This is a genomic window from Colwellia sp. NW0002-52-1 (assembly GCF_057550865.1).
Genome location: NZ_BAAJLU010000013.1, coordinates 93,629 through 113,601, shown reverse-complemented (window position 1 = coordinate 113,601; position 19,973 = coordinate 93,629). Strand labels below are relative to the sequence as shown.

Genomic DNA, 19,973 nt, shown 5'->3' with positions numbered 1-19,973 from the left:
ATAAACGTTGCGGGAGTTAGTCACTGCCAAATAAGTCACGAGTATAAACTTTATCTTTTACATCATTTAATTCAACATCCATACGATTTGAAACAATAACATCAGATATTTTTTTGAACGCTTCTAAGTCACTATACACCGTAGAATTAAAAAACTCTTTCTCTTCTAGCACGGGCTCATAAATTACCACTTCAATGCCTTTCGCTTTAATTCGCTTCATAATACCTTGAATAGAAGAGGCTCTAAAATTATCAGAGCCAGTTTTCATGATCAAACGATATACCCCAACGACTTTAGGCTTTTTACTAATAATAGAGTCGGCGATAAAATCTTTACGCGTAGTGTTAGCATCAACAATGGCACGAATAATATTGTTAGGTACATTATTGTAATTAGCTAATAACTGCTTAGTATCTTTAGGTAAACAATAACCACCATAACCAAAAGAAGGATTATTGTAATGATTACCAATACGCGGGTCTAAACCAACACCTTCAATAATATGTTTAGCGTCTAAACCGTGTGCTTCAGCGTAACTATCTAACTCATTAAAATAAGCTACACGCATAGCCAAATAGGTATTTGAAAACAGCTTAACGGCTTCAGCTTCTGTTGAATCAGTAAATAAAACGTCAATATCTTCTTTTATGGCACCTTGCACCAGCAAGTTAGCAAATACTTTTGCACACTCACTTTGTTCACCAACAATTATGCGAGAAGGGTAAAGGTTGTCATGCAAAGCTTTACCTTCACGCAAGAATTCTGGCGAGAACATAATATTTTGACAATCAAACTCTTGCTTAATATTTTCCGTGTAACCTACTGGCACAGTTGACTTAATAATCATCACAGCATCAGGGTTTACAGATAAAACATCTTTTATAACCGCTTCAACAGATGAGGTATTAAAATAGTTAGTTTCAACGTCATAATCAGTTGGTGTCGCAATAACAACAAAATCGGCATCTGCATAAGCTAATGTTTTATCAAGCGTTGCTGTAAAGTTAATTGATTTACTTGTCAAAAAATCTTCAATTTCCGCATCAACTATTGGTGATTTTTTTTGATTTAATAAATCTACTTTCTCTTTAATTATATCAACCGCAATTACTTCGTTATTTTGCGCCAATAACATTGCGTTTGATAAACCAACATAACCAGTACCAGCTATTGCTATTTTCATTTTTTGTTCCAATATAATTAAGAGTACTGCTCAGCTATCCAGTTTTGGTAAGAACCCTATATCACACTCTTTGTTATTTAATGCCAAATAACAGCTCTGCGTAAAAGTGAATATATAACGAGAGCTGTATAATCCTAACGACATGCTGTCAAAACAACCAATAAACTATCAGGATCAATCACATGTATCACTCATTAAAAATCAAGGTCTAGATGTCTACTTATAATTTTCTTCTGATAAATAACCATACAAAATATAGCAACTTAATTTGCCGCTTTATACGAGAAGGTTCAAGTATTAACCGGTAAAGCCACTCCAATCCTAAATCACACCAGATTTTTGGTGCTCTTTTTACGTTACCAGTAAATACATTATAAGTCCCGCCCACCCCCATCATAAATGATGTCACCCCTGCAGCTTTACACTTATTCATAAATTCCTCTTGCCTAGGAGAGCCCATAGCAACAGTTAAAATGTCTGGTTGAAGCCTTAATATATTGGAAATCATTAAGTTATCATCATGGAAAAAACCATCATTAGTACCTAAAACATTAGTACCATATTTTTCCTCTAACTTTAACTTAGTGTTATTAACAACTGTTTTTTCAGCACCTAATAAAAATACTGACTTGCCTTGAATACCTGCTTCTTTCATAAGTGCTTGCCAAAGCTCACAACCAGGTATTCTAGCTAATTTTTTATTTAACTTACTTTGTGCTACTTTTACAGTCCCAATACCATCAAGATATCGAATGTCAGCAGATAAAATGACATCTTTGATTTTAGATGACTTTAAAGCTGACAATATTTTTTCAGGGTTAATTGCAACTGCAATTTTACCACTTCCGTTAGTGAGAATATAATCTACAGCTTCTTCCATATTATTAAAACACTGGACTGGAATATTTAAAATTTTAGTTATGTTCATGCTCGCCTTGTGTATTTATGCAATCAGTTTTCCAAGGTGATCTCCACCCCTACAATGCTATCAATTTAATAGCTGATATTTATTTTTGTTCTAAACTTCAATTCAGCTTAGTTTGGTACCTACTTTTTATGTGCATTTTATTGAAGTGGTGTGTAAACAACATAAAACATAGTAACCTTGTGGCAGTCACCTTATTATTAGATGCATTACCTTCTTAAATTTAATACACCAAACACTAACCAAATAATAAAACCTCCCAGAGGAAAAAATATTGCTGACTCTGTAAACATTTGAAAAGAAATGGCTACACCTACTGCTAAGAAACCTGAATTAACATTATGAATAAAAACGTAAATAGTAAGTAAGAACAGAATAAATGATAATAAAAGTCCACAACGATAAAGTATATTGATATAGGCATTATCAAAAAAATATGCATTAGGGCTCCCTAGTCCAACATTTCGCCTAAAATCAGTATCTGATAAATCTTTTTTATATTCTGATATTTTTAGTTGACTAGGTAAAACACTCAATTCTTCAATATCAACAAACTTCCCCCAATTATAAGGACGAGATGATAAAGCAACATTTAATATTAGATTATCATCATATTTCAATGTGGCTAAAGTTGTAAAAATGATTACTAATATTGGGGCAATAAATGCAAGCTTTTTTAAAGTAGGAAATAAATAAAACAAGGAGTATACAAACAAAAATAAAAAAGTAGTTACAAGTGCCGTAAGACTGGATGCCATATACGATGCAATAACCAAAAAAACAAACGTAAATGATTTATATTTAAGAAGTTTATTGGAATCCTTAGATATAAGAAATAGGACAAATAAAATAGTACTTAACAAAAAAGGTAGCTTATTTTCATTACTAAAAGCGAAGTCAATAGCACCTCGTACAGTCACAGAGTCATAATATAGAAAGAATACAATCAATAAACTCAAAAGCATGACTCTCACAAAAAACAATAATGCTCTGACAATTAATGCTTTAGGAAAATTATAAAGTAAAAAGTATTTAAATATAAAAAACAAATATGACACTACTGAAATTGATGACACACTGACTTGATGTGCAATCAAAAGAGTCAAAATAGTAAGTAAAAAATAAGTAAGGTTAACTGAAATTTTACCTTTGATAGTGATAGCTAAAATCAAAGAAAAGAATGACAAAACTTTAACAAAAGCGGCTAGTTGAGTGTAATTATAAAAAAAAGAATGCTCACCTAAATAAAAAGAGAAAACATCTAAAAATATCGCAAAAAAAATAAAAAAATCACTAAGCCTAACATTACTACTCATTAATTAAATGGCCTATATTAGCTTTCAAATCATAAGCATCATTAATTATGAATGCGATTCCTTTCAGATCATTCTCAAAAACACGGTTTGGAAATAACAAACCATTAATTGGTTTTAAAAAATAACTTTTACCTTTTAATTCAAAAGCATCAAAATGACATGCACTATACATAGATACATGTGCAACGGAGTTTAGAATTAAAGATCGGGTACTCTTATCAAAACTAGTATCAGCATAAACGAAATTAGATTGACTGGAAAACATTCTTTTTATATCTTGCAAATCACCTCTAGGGTGAGGCCTATAAAGCAATACAAGCTCTGAAAACACACTAAAAAAATTTTCAATAAATTTAATTACAACATCGTAATTTTCATCTTGAGAGGTAAAGATCACATACGGTTTATTAATCGAAGCAGTAATAATAGAGTCCTGATAATGCTCTGGTGTGAAGATGTGTAACGGTCGATTATCATAGGGACGAAATGCTTTTAACCAAAACCTTGACGTCAAATAGTAATCATCGACTAACAAGGTGCTTTCAATTAAAGGGTTTGTACCCGATATTGGGTGAAAAGGGGCTATAAGACCGTGCTGATATTCTGAGACATAAAAGGAAAGTTGATGTAAAGCTGCTACTACGGACGTCTTGGAGTACGCCGATATAATTATTGCTTTATTGGTATCTGTTTTAATTAAACTTATGAGTTTGGAGTACGCACCTTTAGCCAACTTGAATTTGACCGTTTCAAGTAATAATGTCTTTTTAATATGGTCATAATCTCCACCTTCCTGTTGCATAAGCAGGTCAGAAATGAGGTTTATTAATTGAGACTCGCCGCAAGATAGTGACTTGCAGTTTGTCTTACCTTTTATAGAAAAAATTCTTACAAAAACCTCAACAAGTAGGTTTATTGCTACAACTTTATTAATTATAGTTTTTTTTAACATAGCAAAGTTAAAATCATTTACATGATAAAGTGCTATTTTATTATCTAAAGCTTTATTACCTAATAGCCAATCTCCCTCGTTATTAAGCCTAGTTGACGCACCAAAAACAATACCATTTAAAGGGGAGAAAATATGACTACGAAATACATAAAAACCAAACAATAAAAAAGACCAAGAGAGAATAATTAAAAAGTAAAAGTAATTTATATTTTTTGATTCTTTTTTTATAACCTTTTTCCGTGCCGAATTAAATAAAATAAACTTATAAAATGGCCATAATTCAAGATCAATATTGTTTTTTACCAATATCGTTTCAAATTTTTTATAATCATAAAAATTCATTGCACTTGATCCTTGAGAGTTTTGCTAGCAATAAAGAAGATGCAGAGTGATATAAGGCTATTACTAATTACCGTTGAATAAGACATAAAAAGTAAATCCACTTCTAAACTAAAATAATACACATAACCTACATGAAGCAAAGATATACAAAATGTTACTAATGATATTGATTTGACTTTTTTATGAAAATATAAAATATTAACTGAAATTGTATAAGGAAGATAAAGCAAGGCTCCTAAAACAACTTGAGGAACATACTTATAAGAATCACTATAGTCATCACCGAAGATAAAACCCATGACTTCTGGTGTAATAAAAACATAGAGCGCATAATAAATAATTAGAAATAACAGTATTAGAAAAGAGAAAATAGAAGCTAGCATTTGAGAAGTTAATTTATTATTCTTTAAGCTCTCCATAATGTAAGGTGATAAAGCCCTATTAATAACTGTAATTAGGACTAAAATAATTAACGCTAATTGTTTAGCTGCAAAAAAAACACCAAGTGTGTAGCTAGAAAAGAATAAAAAAACAAAATAGCGCTCAAGCCCATCTCTTATATAAACTGAAGATTTATGAAATATTAACGGCCCACCAAAGCTTATAATATATTTATAATACCTAAAGGAAGTAGCCCTTGTCATAGAAATCATTTCTTTATTGGATATGATTAAAATCAGGATGGAGTAAGCCATAAGTTGTGCGATTGCAACACTGATGTAGCTTTTAAAATAATAAATTAACGAGCATGATAAAACAACAAATAAAAGCGAATACGACAACTGACACAGGATATATTGTAAAACGTACTTTCTAGCTTGTTTTTGTATTAATAAAAGCATGTAAAAAGATAACGATACGGAAGTTGTAAAAGCTAAAGTAAATGAATTAACATTAAAAATAAGCAAAATTATCGAGAAAAAAAACAACAATAAATAATAAGCTTGAGAAATATATATTAGATTGCTTATTTTTCGCTCACCCTTTTTGTAAAAGTATTGAGCGCATGTGACGTCAAGACTTAGTGAGAATAATGCACTAAACAACACTATATTACCATAATATAGTGATAGTTCACCAAAGCCTGTAGCTCCTAGCAAACGACTAAAATACGGAATAAGTAAAAAGGGGGCAGCTCTCGAAGTAATTTCTGCAATCAGATATAAAGCTAAAGTTACTTTTGGGCTTAACGCTAACTTGCGTCCTTGTGCGAAACTCAATTACTTACCCATTTAATTCGAAGTTAATCTAGCTATAACTTTTTCAACATCGGAAGGTACATCTACTGCAACACTTGAGCTCTCGACTTCAATCATCTTAACAGTTATATCATTTTCTAAGAAACGAAGTATTTCTATATCTTCAACCTTCTCAATAGGTGTTTTCATTCTCTGAGAGGAAAAAAACTCCAAATGTGCTTTTGAAAAAGCATAAATACAAACTTGCTTAAACCCGAAAGAAAACACATCATTTTTAGATATAGGAATAGCTGAACGACTCATATAAAATAAATTTCCAGTCTTACTTGCCACAACTTTTGGCACAGTAAACGATCGAAACTCTTCTTCAGAGGTTATGGGGCACATCGCGTTAATCACAGTATTCGGCATCTGTTCATATTGTGAAATAACGCTTTTAATATCTTTAGGGTTTATTAAGGGTTCATCACCTTGTACATTAATAAGGAAGTCACATTTCAATTGCTTATTGGCTTCTGCAAGTCTATCTGTACCAGTTAAACATTCAGATGAAGTCATTACTACCTGTGCACCAAAACCTATACAAACTTTCTCTATCTCAGAGCTATCAGTTGCCACGTACACTTTTTTTTGGCCTACAGCAAGACAACAACGCTCCCAAACATGCTGAATCATTGGTTTACCTAGGATGTCAATAAGTGGCTTCCCTGGAAAGCGGCTGGATAAAAAGCGTGCAGGTATTACAACAGCAAATTTCATATTAATAAGATCCTAGTTTTGTTTAATTAAACTTTCCATAAGGCCAAGACTGTAGAGTATCAAAATTATGAGTTACAGCTAACATTTGCATTTTCTCTGTAACATTCGAGAAAGGGATATAACAAACAAAATCTATTTCATTGTCTCTACTTGCTTCAAAGTCAGATACAGCATCACCAATCATTACAGCTTTTTTATCTATTTCCAATTTTAAAATATTGGCTAGTAAAGACGATTTTGCTGTTGGTGAGCCAAACACTTGAACGAAATACTGATCTAGCCCCCTAGCCTTGAAGACTGACCTTAACTCGTTTTGCTCAGATCCACTTGCGACGTATTTTCTACCAGGTAATGATTGAATCATTTCAAGAAATCCAGGGGTTAAATTCGCTGTCAAATATAATTCCTTACATTGTTTAGAAAAAGACTTCAGAATTTTTTTTGCAATTATATCTTTGTCAGATTTTTTAACATTCAGGATACTTTCAATAAAGTATTCAACATGATGAAATCGCGATTTTCCAAAATTATTAGCGAAGTAGTTTATACACTGTTCTATTTCACTAGACTCAAAACAAAGTACTTCTAGGCTCTTTTTCATTGCTTGAATCTTTAAAGTATTAGAATCAAGAATCACTCCGTCACAGTCAAAAATATATATTTCATAGCTATAGATTTGGTGCATAAATAGAACCTTGCTTTACGGGGTAACTAGTAGGAGTTAGCGCTGTCATAACAGAGTCTGGAGAGAATTGCTTAAACCTAACAATAAGATCAACCATTTCACTTTGACGGACATCACCTAATTCATAGCCATCTACACCGACTAAAGATATCTTTTTAGCATTAGCATGACTAGCAATTGCTAATGCGTACCCAAATGTTAAGTCAAAAGGTGCTCCGCAATACTCATCTTCAACAATAAATTTATTATCTTCAACTAAAAAGCCATAATCATGGTATTCATTTGTAATATCATTTAACTCAACATCGCTGAATCTATGAGCAGGCATTATTAAAGGTGATTTCAAACTTTTATAAACATCGCCTTCAGACAAAAATTTACTGTTATGTGATACACAATAATAATCAATGAATGTAGAGTCGACTAAACTATTAGCATTAAGAGCTAAAACAATAGGATTTCGCTCCTCAATATAAGCCTCTATAGCTGATATGTAACGAGCAAGATTAGGACCATTACTAATTATCAATAACTCTCTACCAGTAAACTTATTTTTTAAGCCTCTCGTACCTGAGACCTCTTTATTGGATGTATTAAAAGATAGTGCAGTATCCATAACGTCACCGTTATATGAAGTTGTACCTTCAAGCTGGCTTAAATAATTTATTGCCCCCACTACCTCTTCTGTTCCGTAGTGTTTGTTTGCTATCAGATTCTGAATATAGGTAGGGTGAACTTCATTTTGCGCACCAAGAAAATAGAGCAAGCTGCTCCCCCAACCACAGTCTTTTTGCATTTTTTCGAAGTGTCGAATCACTAACTCATATACTGCTGAAGGTTTATATTTAGTAACTACTCCGTCAAGTACTGCTAAAAGACTTTCCGTTTGTGCATTACCAGCTCCACGTCCCATTCCTGTTATCGTCACATCAAGCCATGATACGCCCAAACTTCTCGCAGTGAGTGTATTATCAAGTGCTTTCCCCATATTGTTATGAGTATGAATCCCAATATCACCTTCCCAATGTACACGTAAAGCTTTTACAATTCGTGTTACTTCGTCATGATCCATATTGCCAAGAGAGTCTGCAAAGTAAAGACAATCTAAGCCTTGCCATTGAGAAGCCATCTTTGCTTTTTCCGAAATGACGTCATCACTCTTACCTCCAGCTTGCATTAAGTTATAACCAACAGTATAACCTTTAGATTTTAAGGCTGTTATAATCTCTTCAGAACTTTCAACTTCGTGGAAGTGTGCGGCTACACGAACTAACTCTATTACACTGTCTTTAGCATCAACAAATAAAGCATCAACAGCTTCTTGAATTGTCTTTGTTGATTGTAAAATGGTTTTAGCATCAACCATGACTCCATATTTAGGGCCCTTTGGTAAGCTTAAAGTTTTAAGAAATGACTCAGTGGTATAGGAAAATGCACCATCAAAACCTGATTTAGGAAAGTTCCGTAAACCTAATTCTACATAATCAATATTAGCTTTTTCCATTGCATTAAGATAAGCCTCAACAACCTCATGAGAAAAGTCCCAATTATTATAGTAACCACCATCTCTTAATGTACAATCAAGTATCTTCATATTTAAACTCCAGAATTAGTTTTTATTTACGTTTACGGATAAGTTTGGCAGGATTTCCGCCTATAACTGAGTATTTAGGAAAGCTTTTTGTCACAACGCTACCACTAGCAATAATGCTATGAGAGCCGATTGTAACACCAGGTAAAATCACAACATTTGAGCAAATCCAAATGTCATTACTAATTATTACGGGTTTAAAAATTTCTCCCTGCAGTCTAATAGGAACATCTAAGCTAGTTGTTACATGATTTCTAGTGAAAATCTTCACATTTTGTCCCATTAAAACATCAGAACCTATCTCAACACCTCCATAAATCAAGCAAGACTCACCTAGCTCACTATTGTCTCCTAATTTTATATTAGGCGACACATCTGCATTATATTTAACTTTAATATTTATTCCTGCATCTATTAAAAACCTCTTAACAACATAGTTTCTAATTTTTGGAAGAAAAAACGCATAAGGCCTGAAGTCATTAGGAAAATATCGAATAAGAACCCTATACATTAAGTAATGCAACATCCTAGAGATTGACTTAATTAAATGTAGTAACTTATTCATTTTAAATACCAACAGCATCAATAATAAAGCTATTATTTAGAAATAAACTATCTCTATTGAATTCTTTGTGTTTAACAAGATAAACAGCTATATCGGCATTGGTAACAGACGAATTAATATCGTGTAAAACTATATTAGAATTAAACTCATCCCCCAAGGCTTTGATATTAGGTTCAACTACCATAACAGTTCCTGAGTGAAAGCCACTAATCAATTGAACGATTTTTTTCGCAGGGCTTTCTCTCAAGTCATCGATATCAGGCTTAAAGGCTAGACCATAACATGCTATGGTTACCTCCTTGGCTAATTTATTAGGGTTAGCCTGCAAAAAATCACTTATTGCTATTTTCACTTTATCAATAACCCATTGCGGTTTTGAATCATTCACTTTGCGAGCGGAATGTATTAATTTTGCATGCTCAGGAGTCTTAGCAACAATAAACCATGGATCAACAGCGATGCAATGTCCACCAACACCAGGTCCTGGCTGAAGTATATTAATTCTAGGGTGACGATTGGCTAATGAAATAAGCTCCCACACATCAATATCTAACTTATCACAAATGATTGACAACTCATTGGCAAAAGCAATTTGTACATCTCTACAGCTGTTTTCAGTTAACTTGGCCATTTCTGCTGTACGCGCATTTGTTATTACACAATCTCCCTTTACAAAGGTTTTATATAACTCTACCGCAGCCTCTGAACATTTATTAGTTAAACCACCAATAACTCGATCGTTTTCTACTAATTCTCTTACAACATGCCCAGGCAAAACTCGTTCAGGACAGTGAGCAATGCGAACATCAGATTCTTCGCCATTAGTTTGAGGGAAGGTTAAATCTGTTCTTGCTTGTGCAAGCCATTCGGCCATTTGTTCAGTTGCACCAACAGGTGATGTTGATTCAAGAATCACTAAATCACCTTTTTTAAGTACAGGAGCAATTGCTTTTGCAGCGGATTCAATATATTTAAGATCCGGCTTTGGAATATCGCCTTCATTTACAGTAGGTAAAAATGGCGTTGGCACAGCAATTAAAAACGCATCTGCAGGCTGAGGGGTTATTGTTGCTTTAAGGTAGCTTTCTGTAACAGCAGCATGCACTAACATGTCCAACTCAGGCTCTACTATGTGTATTTTGCCTTTATTTATGGTATCAACTGCGTGTTGATTAACATCAACACCAATAACTTTCTTTTTACGAGAAGCAAACATCGCTGCTGTTGGCAAGCCTATATAGCCAAGGCCAATTACCGAAATTGTATCAAATGACATAATGAATTCTTTTAAATTAGTTGGATAAAACTTTTACTTTACAGAGCATCTAAAATGCGTGAACAGGCCTTACCATCACCATAAGGGTTATGAGCAAAACTCATCACTTTGTAAGCATCTTCGTTAGATAGTAGTAAACTCAGTTCTTCTACAATCGAATTCACTTTTGTACCTACCAACTTAACAGTGCCAGCATCGACTGCTTCTGGTCTTTCTGTTGTATCTCTCATGACAAGTACGGGTTTACCTAGTGAAGGTGCTTCCTCTTGTATTCCGCCTGAATCTGTTAATAGTACATATGATTTATTCATCAAATATACAAAAGGTAAGTAATCTAGAGGCTCAATAAGGAAAACATTTGTTAAATCAGCAAGCAACCTATTAACTGGCTCTCTTACATTCGGATTTAAATGCATTGGATACACAAATTCAACATAAGGAAACGCTTTTGCTAATTGTGCAATCGCTTCACATATACGTTCAAATCCGCCACCGAAACTCTCACGGCGGTGGCCAGTAATAAGTACTAAGCGTTTTTTATCATCTAAAAAACTAAATTGTTTTTTTAATGAAGATTTAAGCTCAACATTAGTTTCTAGTTTACTGATCACATCGTGCAGAGCATCAATAACGGTATTGCCAGTCACAATAATTTTTTCGACGGCAACATTTTCAGCTAGTAGATTTTGCTTTGATATTTCTGTTGGCGAAAAATGCAAATCAGCAATAGCACCCGTTAGCTTTCTATTACCTTCTTCAGGCCATGGAGAGTAGACATTTCCAGTTCGAAGTCCCGCTTCCACGTGTCCCACTTTTATCTGCTGATAATAAGCGGCTAAAGTTGTAGAAAGTGTTGTCGCAGTATCACCGTGCACTAATACATGTTCAGGTTTAAATTCAGCTAAAACAGGCTTTAAACCTTGAAGAATGCCACAGGTGACATCTGTTAAGTCCTGACCAGGCTTCATCAAATTTAGGTCATAGTCAGGTATTATTTCAAAGAGTTCTAAAACTTGATCTAACATTTCTCTGTGCTGGGCTGTGACACAAACTTTCGCTTCAAATCTTTCATCTGCTGCAAGCGCATGAACTAAAGGTGCCATTTTTATTGCTTCTGGACGTGTACCGAATACTGTTAAAATACGTTTTTTAATCATAATTAATGTTTACACTTAAGTACCGTAGTATTGATTGTTTATCAATTTATATCGATAACGCTCAATATAAAATCTAGTCATCTTGTATTTGCTTGTTTTACGAGTTGATAAAAAGTATCAGCCCATCTTCCTAAAAAACGAAATATTTAAGATGCTAAGCTGACTCATTGTACTTCCAACTAAAATGTCGCGCATATTTATTATATAGAATAAAAATAACAACAAATAAGGCTAACTCGATAGATTCAAGCACTTGAAAATACTCACCTAAAACACCTATTAAGGACATCAGAACAGAGAAACCTGTAATCGCAATTAGTGTTTGGCGAGATGATAAGCCTGCACGTTGCAATATATGGTGGAGATGATCACGATCTGGCTTAAATGGTGATTTACCTTTGCGATAACGGCGTATAACAATCGCTAACATATCCATCAATGGTACTGCGCAGATCCATAAGGCAGTTACAGGTCTAAACGAAGCGTTATCACCTTGAGTACCCATCGATAGTAACCAAATAACGCTTAAACCAATAAACATACTACCGGCATCGCCCATAAATATTTTATTGGTATATTTCTTAAAAAATCCAAGGTTAAATACTAAATATGGTAAGGTTGCTGTTGCTAACATTAACGGGTAACTTAAATAACCAGTATTTCCGTTGATTAAAAACAGTATAGCTATAGCGGAAAAGGTATTTAAACTTAAACTGCCGATTAACCCATCGATACCATCAACCATGTTGTAGGCATTGATAACTACAATAATAGCAAAATAAGTGAAGACAATCCCTACGGGACCTAGTTTGATATCACCAAATCCAAATAAGTCACCTAAGTTAGCGATATAACCACCGACACCGTAAATCATTAAGCTCGCAATGATAACTTGACCAATGATACGTATGCGTACTTTTAGGTCATATTTATCATCCAATGCTCCAATAAACACCATCATAGCTGAAGCTATTAAATACATACGAAGCTCTAAAGTATTAGGTAACCAGAGTAAGCTTGCGGCTAATATAGCAGCAAATATAGAAATACCACCAATTAAAGGTATTTGACCATCATGATGTTTTCTAGCATTAGGCTTATCAACTAAACCGACATCAACAGCAATAGGTTTAAATATTTTAATTGCTAAAAATGCAAAACAAAAAGATGTTAAAGCTGCAATTATCATCAAATACACTCCTATTTACCTATTGTTAAGTTTGATGCGTTGGTGCTAATATTTGATAGTTTTTTCTTTCTACTTTCGTTACTAAAATAGCGAATAAATACAATAAATACAGACAGCACCCCTCCCAACATAGTACCTAAAACAACAATCAAAGCGCGTCTAGGTTTGGCTTTTTCTTCAGGAGCATTAGCAGGATCAATGGTTTTTAATACGTATTCTTTTGAAACCTCAGCTAGCATGATTGTTTTAGTTTGTTCTTCAATAAGCTGATAGAAAACAGTTTGCATATCTGCTAATTGGGTTTCTTTTAATTTTTTCGTTAAATAATCAATACTATTTTGAGCTTCGACCTCATCCTGTTCGCGCATAGTTGAATTAATATCTTCAACTAACCATAACAACCACTGTGTGGAAACTTCAGGAGAAAAGTATTCTATAGTTATGGTTACCATATTATTTTCTTTATCTCTTTCGACTGACAATATTTCTTTAAAAGCCTCAAAAGCTTCCCAAGGTGATGGCTTTGGCTTTTTGGGTGCATCAACGTCTCTTAACCAAGTTTCAGTACTAGTATTATAAATCTCATCATCCATAACTAAAGTATTAGTTTTAGAGTCCCAATCTTTAGCAGCCATTAATGGTATTAATAGTTTATGTTCAAAGATAAAATTCTCAAGAAAAAGTCGAGACTTTAGTATTTCAAGAGCTAAACTTACCTTATTACTACTTCCTCCTCCAAGGTTTATACCAGCAAGACTTGCTAAACCACCAAATTGACCAGCCATTTTAGATAAACCACTAGCACCTCCTTGTTCACTTGTAGGCGCGAGTAAAGTTGTTGCTTGATAAATATTTGGCTGGTTAATTGCGTAAAAAACTGATGAAATAGCAAATAAAGCACTAATAGCAATAATTAATAGCTTACCCGACCATATAGCATGCCAAAGCTCAGCTAGATCAATTTCGTCGTCTTCGGGAAGGTTAGTTTGATGATGATATTCGTTTGAATTCATTGCCTTGACTTCGTTTGAAGTACTTCCTTGCAATTTATGACTTTTCACAATAACTCGCATTTAAGTTCATTTTAATAACTATTCCTAGAGGCATTTAAATTAACATGTAGTGTTAACAGCCAAACTGATTAATCATTATAACAAGGTCTTCGTACTTGTTAATAGGAGTTTATTACTTTTTTATTACCAATTCCTATTTGATATTTATCAGTGAGTATAAATTAATCGGATTTTACTAGTATTTACCGTTAAATATACGCGTTACTTTTGGTGAAATGTATTTATATTAATTCTCTATTACTCTATTAATATAAATAATAAACTTTGGGGATACGTTAAATATATACCCCAAAAATATTTTCAAAATGATAGGCGCTTGCGCTTACAAACTTACCTTTGTAGCTTAATTTGGGCATTCTCTATTAGGTATTAGTTTTTCTGCTTGTTTATAAAGTCGATATACCAAGGCATTGCTTTATTAATGCCTTGCTGAATTCTAAATTCTGGCTGGTAGCCTATTAAGTTTTTAGCTTTAGATATATCAGCCTGTGAATGACGAACATCTCCAGCCCTGAACTCTTGATAAATGGCTTGTTTGGAATAATTAACTTCATTGCTTTTTAAAGCTGTAACTAAACTTGAAAATAGTTCGTTTAGTGTCGTTCTGTCACCCAGTGCTACGTTATAAACTTGGTTTTTGCCTTCTTCATTAGCTGTCGCTGCTAATATATTAGCTTGTACGGCATTTTCAACAAAACAAAAATCGCGACTGGTATCACCGTCTCCATTAATAAATAGATCTTGGTTTTCTATCATTGCTGCTGTCCATTTAGGAATAACAGCAGCGTATGCGCCATCGGGATCTTGACGCTTTCCAAAAACATTAAAGTAACGTAAGCCTGTGGTATTTAAACCGTAAGTTTTATTAAATACATCAGCATACAGCTCGTTAACATATTTAGTTACCGCGTAAGGAGATAAAGGTTTGCCAATGTTTTCTTCAACTTTAGGTAATGCGGGGTGATCACCGTAAGTCGAGCTTGAAGCAGCGTAAACAAAAGTTGATACTTTAGCGTTTTTTGCTGCCGTTAGCATATTTACAAAACCAGTAATGTTAGCCGAGTTGGTTAATATTGGATCTGCAATTGAACGAGGTACAGAGCCTAAAGCCGCTTGATGTAAAATGTAATCTACCGTTAGCTTTTCAGTTGATAGTGCTTTTTCACAGTCTTCGAAGCTTCTGATGTCGCCTTTTATGAAGGTAAAGTTATTCCACTGCTGCTGAGATACTTCTGTTTTAACTTCGTCTAGATTATGCTGATGTCCAGTTGCAAAGTTGTCTAAACCAATAACCTTTTGGTTTAACAAGAGTAATGTTTCTAGCAAGTTTGAACCGATGAATCCCGCAACACCAGTTACGAGCCAAGTTTTTGGTGTTTGAATGAGTTGCTTTTTTACTTCATCGTATTTTGACATTATTACTTCCATTTTTTACATTAAATATTTAGTTTTAAACTATCAGTTTGAAACATAAACCCTATAATTTTACTGATAGCTTAAAACTGATAGCTTAAAACTGATAGCTTATAGCTTCTTTACTACAAACGCATATCAACCGACTCTTTTGGTAAAATGTATTTTAAATCGTAAAGTACATGTTGTGACTTACCTAACTTGCGAATTTCTTCAACGCCCATTACCTTAAACTCATTATGAGCTACGGCGAGAATAATAGCGTCGTACTTACCAGCCTCAGGTTTATCTGTTAACGTTAAGTTATATTCATGTTCGGCTTGTTCGCTAGAACACCAAGGGTCGGTAATATCTACATTAATGTTGTATTCTTTAAGTTCACTAACAATATCAACAATTTTAGTGTTACGTAAATCAGGGCAATTTTCTTTAAAAGTAAGTCCCATAATTAATACGTTGGCACCTTCAACCTGAATGCGTTTATGGAGCATATTTTTAACTAATTGCGATACTACATAAGCTCCCATACCGTCATTTAAACGTCGTCCAGCGAGTATCATTTCAGGGTGATAACCGACTAATTGCGCTTTATGAGTTAAATAGTAAGGATCTACACCAATACAATGACCACCAACTAAGCCGGGGCGAAACGGTAAGAAATTCCATTTAGTACCTGCGGCTTCTAAAACTTCCAAGGTATCAATGCCTAATTTGTTGAAAATAATTGAAAGTTCATTAATTAACGCAATATTTACGTCGCGCTGTGTGTTTTCAATTACCTTGGCAGCCTCAGCAACTTTAATTGAACTGGCTTTGTGTGTTCCTGCGGTAATAATTGAATGATATAAATCATCAACAATAGTGGCTATTTCAGGTGTAGAGCCAGAAGTAACCTTTAAAATATTAGTAACTCTGTGCTCTTTATCGCCCGGATTAATACGCTCAGGTGAATAGCCAGCGTAAAAATCTTTATTGAATACTAAGCCTGACACTTTTTCTACAACGGGGATACATGCTTCTTCTGTGGCCCCTGGGTAAACAGTTGACTCATAAATAATAATATCGTCTTTGCTGACGATTTTACCTAACATTTCACTCGCTTTAATTAACGGTGTTAAATCCGGCTGTTTATGCTGATCAATAGGTGTTGGAACAGTAACGATATAAACATTAGCACTTCTTAAGTCTTCAGGCTGGCAAGAATAGCTTAAATTAGTTGTTGCAGCGAGTTCTTCGTCGCTAACTTCCAAGGTACTGTCGTTTCCATTATTTAATTCATTGATACGTGCTTGATTAATATCAAAGCCTAACGTTTGATATTTTTTACCAAACTCTACGGCTAACGGCAAACCAACATAACCTAAGCCGATAATAGCTATTTTTACATCTTTTAAATCACGTATCATTTTGTCAACCCTTTACCCTTATTAATCAGTTTTAACTTTAGTGTATGTTTAGCACACTTTAATTTAATGTTAGGCTGAGTATTACCCCCACCTTTAAGTGCTCTTAAATACCATTAATCGCTGCAACAGCTACCGCTGCATTATAAATAATCTGCGTTGCTGTTGACCATAAAGTAAGGTCGTTCATGTACTCAGAATCTAACGGCACTACTATGGTATCGCCTGGTTTAAGTGAAGAATCTGCTGCACCTGCAAACCAATTACTTTGTTCTAGTATTTTAATGCTACCACTGGCTGAGATAACATAAATACGTTCTTCGTCTGCACGTTTTTTAATACCACCGCTTTGCGCGATATAATCTTCTGCTGACATTACGCTACTGTATAAGTGTGATGAGCCTACTTGAACCTGACCAATAACATTAATAGAGTTCTTCTTAGTTGGTACATACAGTACATCGCCACCTTCAAGTAAAACTTCACTGTTATCTGAAGCCATTAAGTGCGGTAAGTCAATAACTAAACGCCCTACTGGCTCTAACTCTGTAATATCTGCAAGTAGTTTTTGAGCATCGTCGTATGATGCTGAAGTACCTTGCTCTGTTAATGATTTTGACGCCATTTCAATACGTAAATCACCCGCAAGTTTTATTAGGTTTTTCTTTTCAAGTACTTTCAGTTTTTCTCGCGTAAATACTGAGCCGTCTGGATGAGCATATTGTGTTAAACCACCCGCTTTAGCGACTAAGTCAGCCAAGGTTTCGCCACGTCGAATAGTGTATTTACCTGGGAATACAAATTCACCACGCAGCTCAACCACATGATTTTCGCTCCACGATGGAATTTTATGTACGTTTAGTCTGTCTTTACTTTGTAAAGCTATATCAAAGCTTTTATCTTCTTTAAGGGCTAAACCTAAGTCTACGTCTAGCGAGATTTTTTCAGCACCTTCAACCGTTAGTTCATTTCGTGTTACTTCTGCACGTGCTAAATAGGCAGACTCATTTACACCGCCCGCGGCTGCCAGTAAATCGCTTACTTTAGCGTTTTTAGCTAATGGGTAAATCCCAGGAAATTTAACTTGTCCATCTACTTCTACCAATTGAATTGGTTGCCCAGAAGCGCCTTGTTGACGAAGTTTTCTTAACACAGGAGCTAACAAGCGAGGTCGAGAAAATAAAGCCATTTCGCGGATATCAACTTGGCCATTAGCGGCATTATTAGTAATTTGCACTAATGATTGATTCATTAAACGCTCTACTTCATCTTCTTCGGCACTGGTTGATGCACGTTGTGTTGAATTTCCGCCGTATTTTTTCCAAAACGCTTCTTCTTTGTGTAACGTTTTAGCTTCTTGACGTTCTTTGGCAAAAAGTTGCTCTTGGGTAAACGCTAACTCGTCTAAAGATATTTTTTCATCAACAGACTTGGTTACATTAGAAAATATTAAAACTTTATCGCTTGGCTGTAGGGTTAAGTTATCAGTTGAATTGTCAGTATGGTCATTTATTGCTTTAGCTAAATTGAATTGTAAAACTTCGATATTTCTAGCGGCATCTTTTTGGCGAATAACTAAGCCGTAACTTAAATCTGCACTTGGTAAAATATGAGAGTCTAAACTGGGTAATAAGTCAGCAATTTTTATATTTTCTTGCCATTGGTATTTACCTGGACGTGAAACGGCACCAATAACAGTAATTGATTTTTCATACATGCCTGAGCTTTTCAATACGCGTATGTAATCACCGCTTTTTAATTTTTGTTTACGTGCTTCTACATTCGTTAAATCAACGTTAACGATGCTGCGTAAGTTTTGTTTGTTGTAACGTTCAACCATAGTTGATTGAGGATATGCTGAAGGTAATAAGCCACCAGCCATTTCTATAACTTGGTTAAAGTTATCACCTTTTTTTAATTCATATATAGCTGGTCTTCTAACTTCGCCTAATATAGAAACACTTTGGCTTTGAGTAGGAATAAAAACTACATCGCCAGATTGCAACAGTATATCGCTTGATGAGTCACCCTTTATTAACAGGTCGTATAGATCAACCGTTTGCACTACTTTACCCGCACGTTTTACTTCAATGTTACGAAGTGAGCCAATATCACTAACACCGCCTGCTGCAAAAATGGCATGCGTTACACTTGAAAGTGAACTTAAGGTGTATGGGCCAGGTTTATAAGCATCGCCCAAAACAAAAATACGCATTGAGCGCAGTTCGGCTAAGCTAACAACAACATTAACACCTATGATGCGTTGTTGAATTTTCTCTGTTAGAAAGCTTTTCATTTCGGCAAAGGCTAAACCCGCAATTTTAATAGGTCCAACATCAGGAATAAGAATATTGCCTTCACGCGTTATAGGTAAATTATATTCTGCGTTTTCTTTACCGTAAATTTGGATTGATAACTGATCACCTACGCCTAAAACATAATGATTAGGAATAGCAATATCCATAGTGGGGGTAAATGTACTTGGAGCATTAGCAAAAACGTCGATACCAAACCTTTCAAGCGGTTTGAATAATTCGGTATCGTTGTCAAAAGTCGTGCTTTCAGCTAAGTCTTGCTCTTCGCCATTGTTTGTTGCAGATTGTCTAGGCATTACCGGTGTTGAAGATAACTGCGTTTGTTGACCCCCGCTAGAAATTTGCCCCATAACAGCGTTTAGATCAACGCCCATGCTTTGCGCTAATGCTTGCTGCTGCGATTTAGGTAAGTTTTTAAATTGCGCTATTTGTTGTTGACTAATTTGTGCAGCAAGTGCATTAAATGAGAGTGTTGAAACAACAAAAAGGCTTGTCAGTAGACGAATAAAATGAATCATTGGCGCGTATTTCTTCCTATATATACGGGGGACAGAACTTAGATTTAAAAGTAAAGCAGCGTGGAGTTTATCAGTAAGTGTACTTTGATTAAAGTAACTTTTTATTAACCTG

At 34.6% G+C, this 19,973-nt stretch carries 16 protein-coding genes; all 16 read right to left on the bottom strand.

Annotated elements, in window-relative coordinates; genetic code table 11:
- Nucleotides 1-16: 16 nt before the first annotated feature.
- Nucleotides 17-1,183, bottom strand: a complete 1,167-nt coding sequence (locus AC27H3_RS13330) for a nucleotide sugar dehydrogenase (protein ID WP_487106897.1) — start codon at nucleotides 1,181-1,183, stop codon at nucleotides 17-19.
- Nucleotides 1,184-1,403: 220 nt separating this feature from the next.
- The gene (locus AC27H3_RS13325; protein WP_487106896.1) at nucleotides 1,404-2,111 is read right to left on the bottom strand and encodes a WecB/TagA/CpsF family glycosyltransferase; all 708 of its coding nucleotides are present in this window, start codon (nucleotides 2,109-2,111) and stop codon (nucleotides 1,404-1,406) included.
- Nucleotides 2,112-2,317: 206 nt separating this feature from the next.
- Nucleotides 2,318-3,424: a hypothetical protein gene (locus AC27H3_RS13320; protein ID WP_487106894.1), complete on the bottom strand. Its 1,107-nt coding sequence runs from the start codon at nucleotides 3,422-3,424 to the stop codon at nucleotides 2,318-2,320.
- Complete coding sequence (locus AC27H3_RS13315) at nucleotides 3,417-4,718, bottom strand: hypothetical protein (RefSeq protein WP_487106893.1); 1,302 nt, start codon at nucleotides 4,716-4,718, stop codon at nucleotides 3,417-3,419. Before AC27H3_RS13315 ends, AC27H3_RS13320 begins: the two co-directional genes overlap by 8 nt.
- Nucleotides 4,715-5,938, bottom strand: coding sequence for an oligosaccharide flippase family protein (locus AC27H3_RS13310; RefSeq protein ID WP_487106892.1), 1,224 nt, complete (start codon nucleotides 5,936-5,938; stop codon nucleotides 4,715-4,717). The genes AC27H3_RS13315 and AC27H3_RS13310 overlap by 4 nt, the downstream gene beginning before the upstream one ends.
- 12 nt (nucleotides 5,939-5,950) lie before the next feature.
- The gene (kdsB, locus tag AC27H3_RS13305) at nucleotides 5,951-6,676 is read right to left on the bottom strand and encodes a 3-deoxy-manno-octulosonate cytidylyltransferase (RefSeq protein WP_487106890.1); all 726 of its coding nucleotides are present in this window, start codon (nucleotides 6,674-6,676) and stop codon (nucleotides 5,951-5,953) included.
- Nucleotides 6,677-6,698: 22 nt separating this feature from the next.
- On the bottom strand, nucleotides 6,699-7,361 hold the full coding sequence (locus AC27H3_RS13300) for an HAD family hydrolase (protein WP_487106889.1): 663 nt from the start codon (nucleotides 7,359-7,361) through the stop codon (nucleotides 6,699-6,701).
- The gene (locus tag AC27H3_RS13295; RefSeq protein ID WP_487106887.1) at nucleotides 7,345-8,955 is read right to left on the bottom strand and encodes an aldolase catalytic domain-containing protein; all 1,611 of its coding nucleotides are present in this window, start codon (nucleotides 8,953-8,955) and stop codon (nucleotides 7,345-7,347) included. The genes AC27H3_RS13300 and AC27H3_RS13295 overlap by 17 nt, the downstream gene beginning before the upstream one ends.
- A 22-nt stretch (nucleotides 8,956-8,977) precedes the next feature.
- Entirely contained in the window at nucleotides 8,978-9,517 is a 540-nt protein-coding gene (locus AC27H3_RS13290; protein ID WP_487106885.1) for an acyltransferase, read from the bottom strand.
- 1 nt (nucleotide 9,518) lies between these two features.
- Nucleotides 9,519-10,793, bottom strand: coding sequence for a UDP-N-acetyl-D-mannosamine dehydrogenase (gene wecC / locus AC27H3_RS13285; protein ID WP_487106883.1), 1,275 nt, complete (start codon nucleotides 10,791-10,793; stop codon nucleotides 9,519-9,521).
- A 38-nt stretch (nucleotides 10,794-10,831) separates the two neighbouring features.
- On the bottom strand, nucleotides 10,832-11,950 hold the full coding sequence (gene wecB / locus AC27H3_RS13280) for a non-hydrolyzing UDP-N-acetylglucosamine 2-epimerase (protein ID WP_487106882.1): 1,119 nt from the start codon (nucleotides 11,948-11,950) through the stop codon (nucleotides 10,832-10,834).
- Between the two features lie 154 nt (nucleotides 11,951-12,104).
- Nucleotides 12,105-13,139 (bottom strand): UDP-N-acetylglucosamine--undecaprenyl-phosphate N-acetylglucosaminephosphotransferase, encoded by a 1,035-nt coding sequence (gene wecA / locus AC27H3_RS13275; protein ID WP_487106914.1) that lies wholly within the window; start codon nucleotides 13,137-13,139, stop codon nucleotides 12,105-12,107.
- 11 nt (nucleotides 13,140-13,150) lie between these two features.
- The gene (locus tag AC27H3_RS13270) at nucleotides 13,151-14,152 is read right to left on the bottom strand and encodes a Wzz/FepE/Etk N-terminal domain-containing protein (RefSeq protein WP_487106880.1); all 1,002 of its coding nucleotides are present in this window, start codon (nucleotides 14,150-14,152) and stop codon (nucleotides 13,151-13,153) included.
- Nucleotides 14,153-14,581: 429 nt separating this feature from the next.
- On the bottom strand, nucleotides 14,582-15,628 hold the full coding sequence (locus AC27H3_RS13265; protein WP_487106878.1) for an NAD-dependent epimerase/dehydratase family protein: 1,047 nt from the start codon (nucleotides 15,626-15,628) through the stop codon (nucleotides 14,582-14,584).
- Between the two features lie 122 nt (nucleotides 15,629-15,750).
- Nucleotides 15,751-17,031: a Vi polysaccharide biosynthesis UDP-N-acetylglucosamine C-6 dehydrogenase TviB gene (gene tviB, locus AC27H3_RS13260; RefSeq protein WP_085301670.1), complete on the bottom strand. Its 1,281-nt coding sequence runs from the start codon at nucleotides 17,029-17,031 to the stop codon at nucleotides 15,751-15,753.
- Nucleotides 17,032-17,134: 103 nt separating this feature from the next.
- Nucleotides 17,135-19,861, bottom strand: coding sequence for an SLBB domain-containing protein (locus tag AC27H3_RS13255; protein ID WP_085301669.1), 2,727 nt, complete (start codon nucleotides 19,859-19,861; stop codon nucleotides 17,135-17,137).
- Between the last annotated feature and the right edge of the window lie 112 nt (nucleotides 19,862-19,973).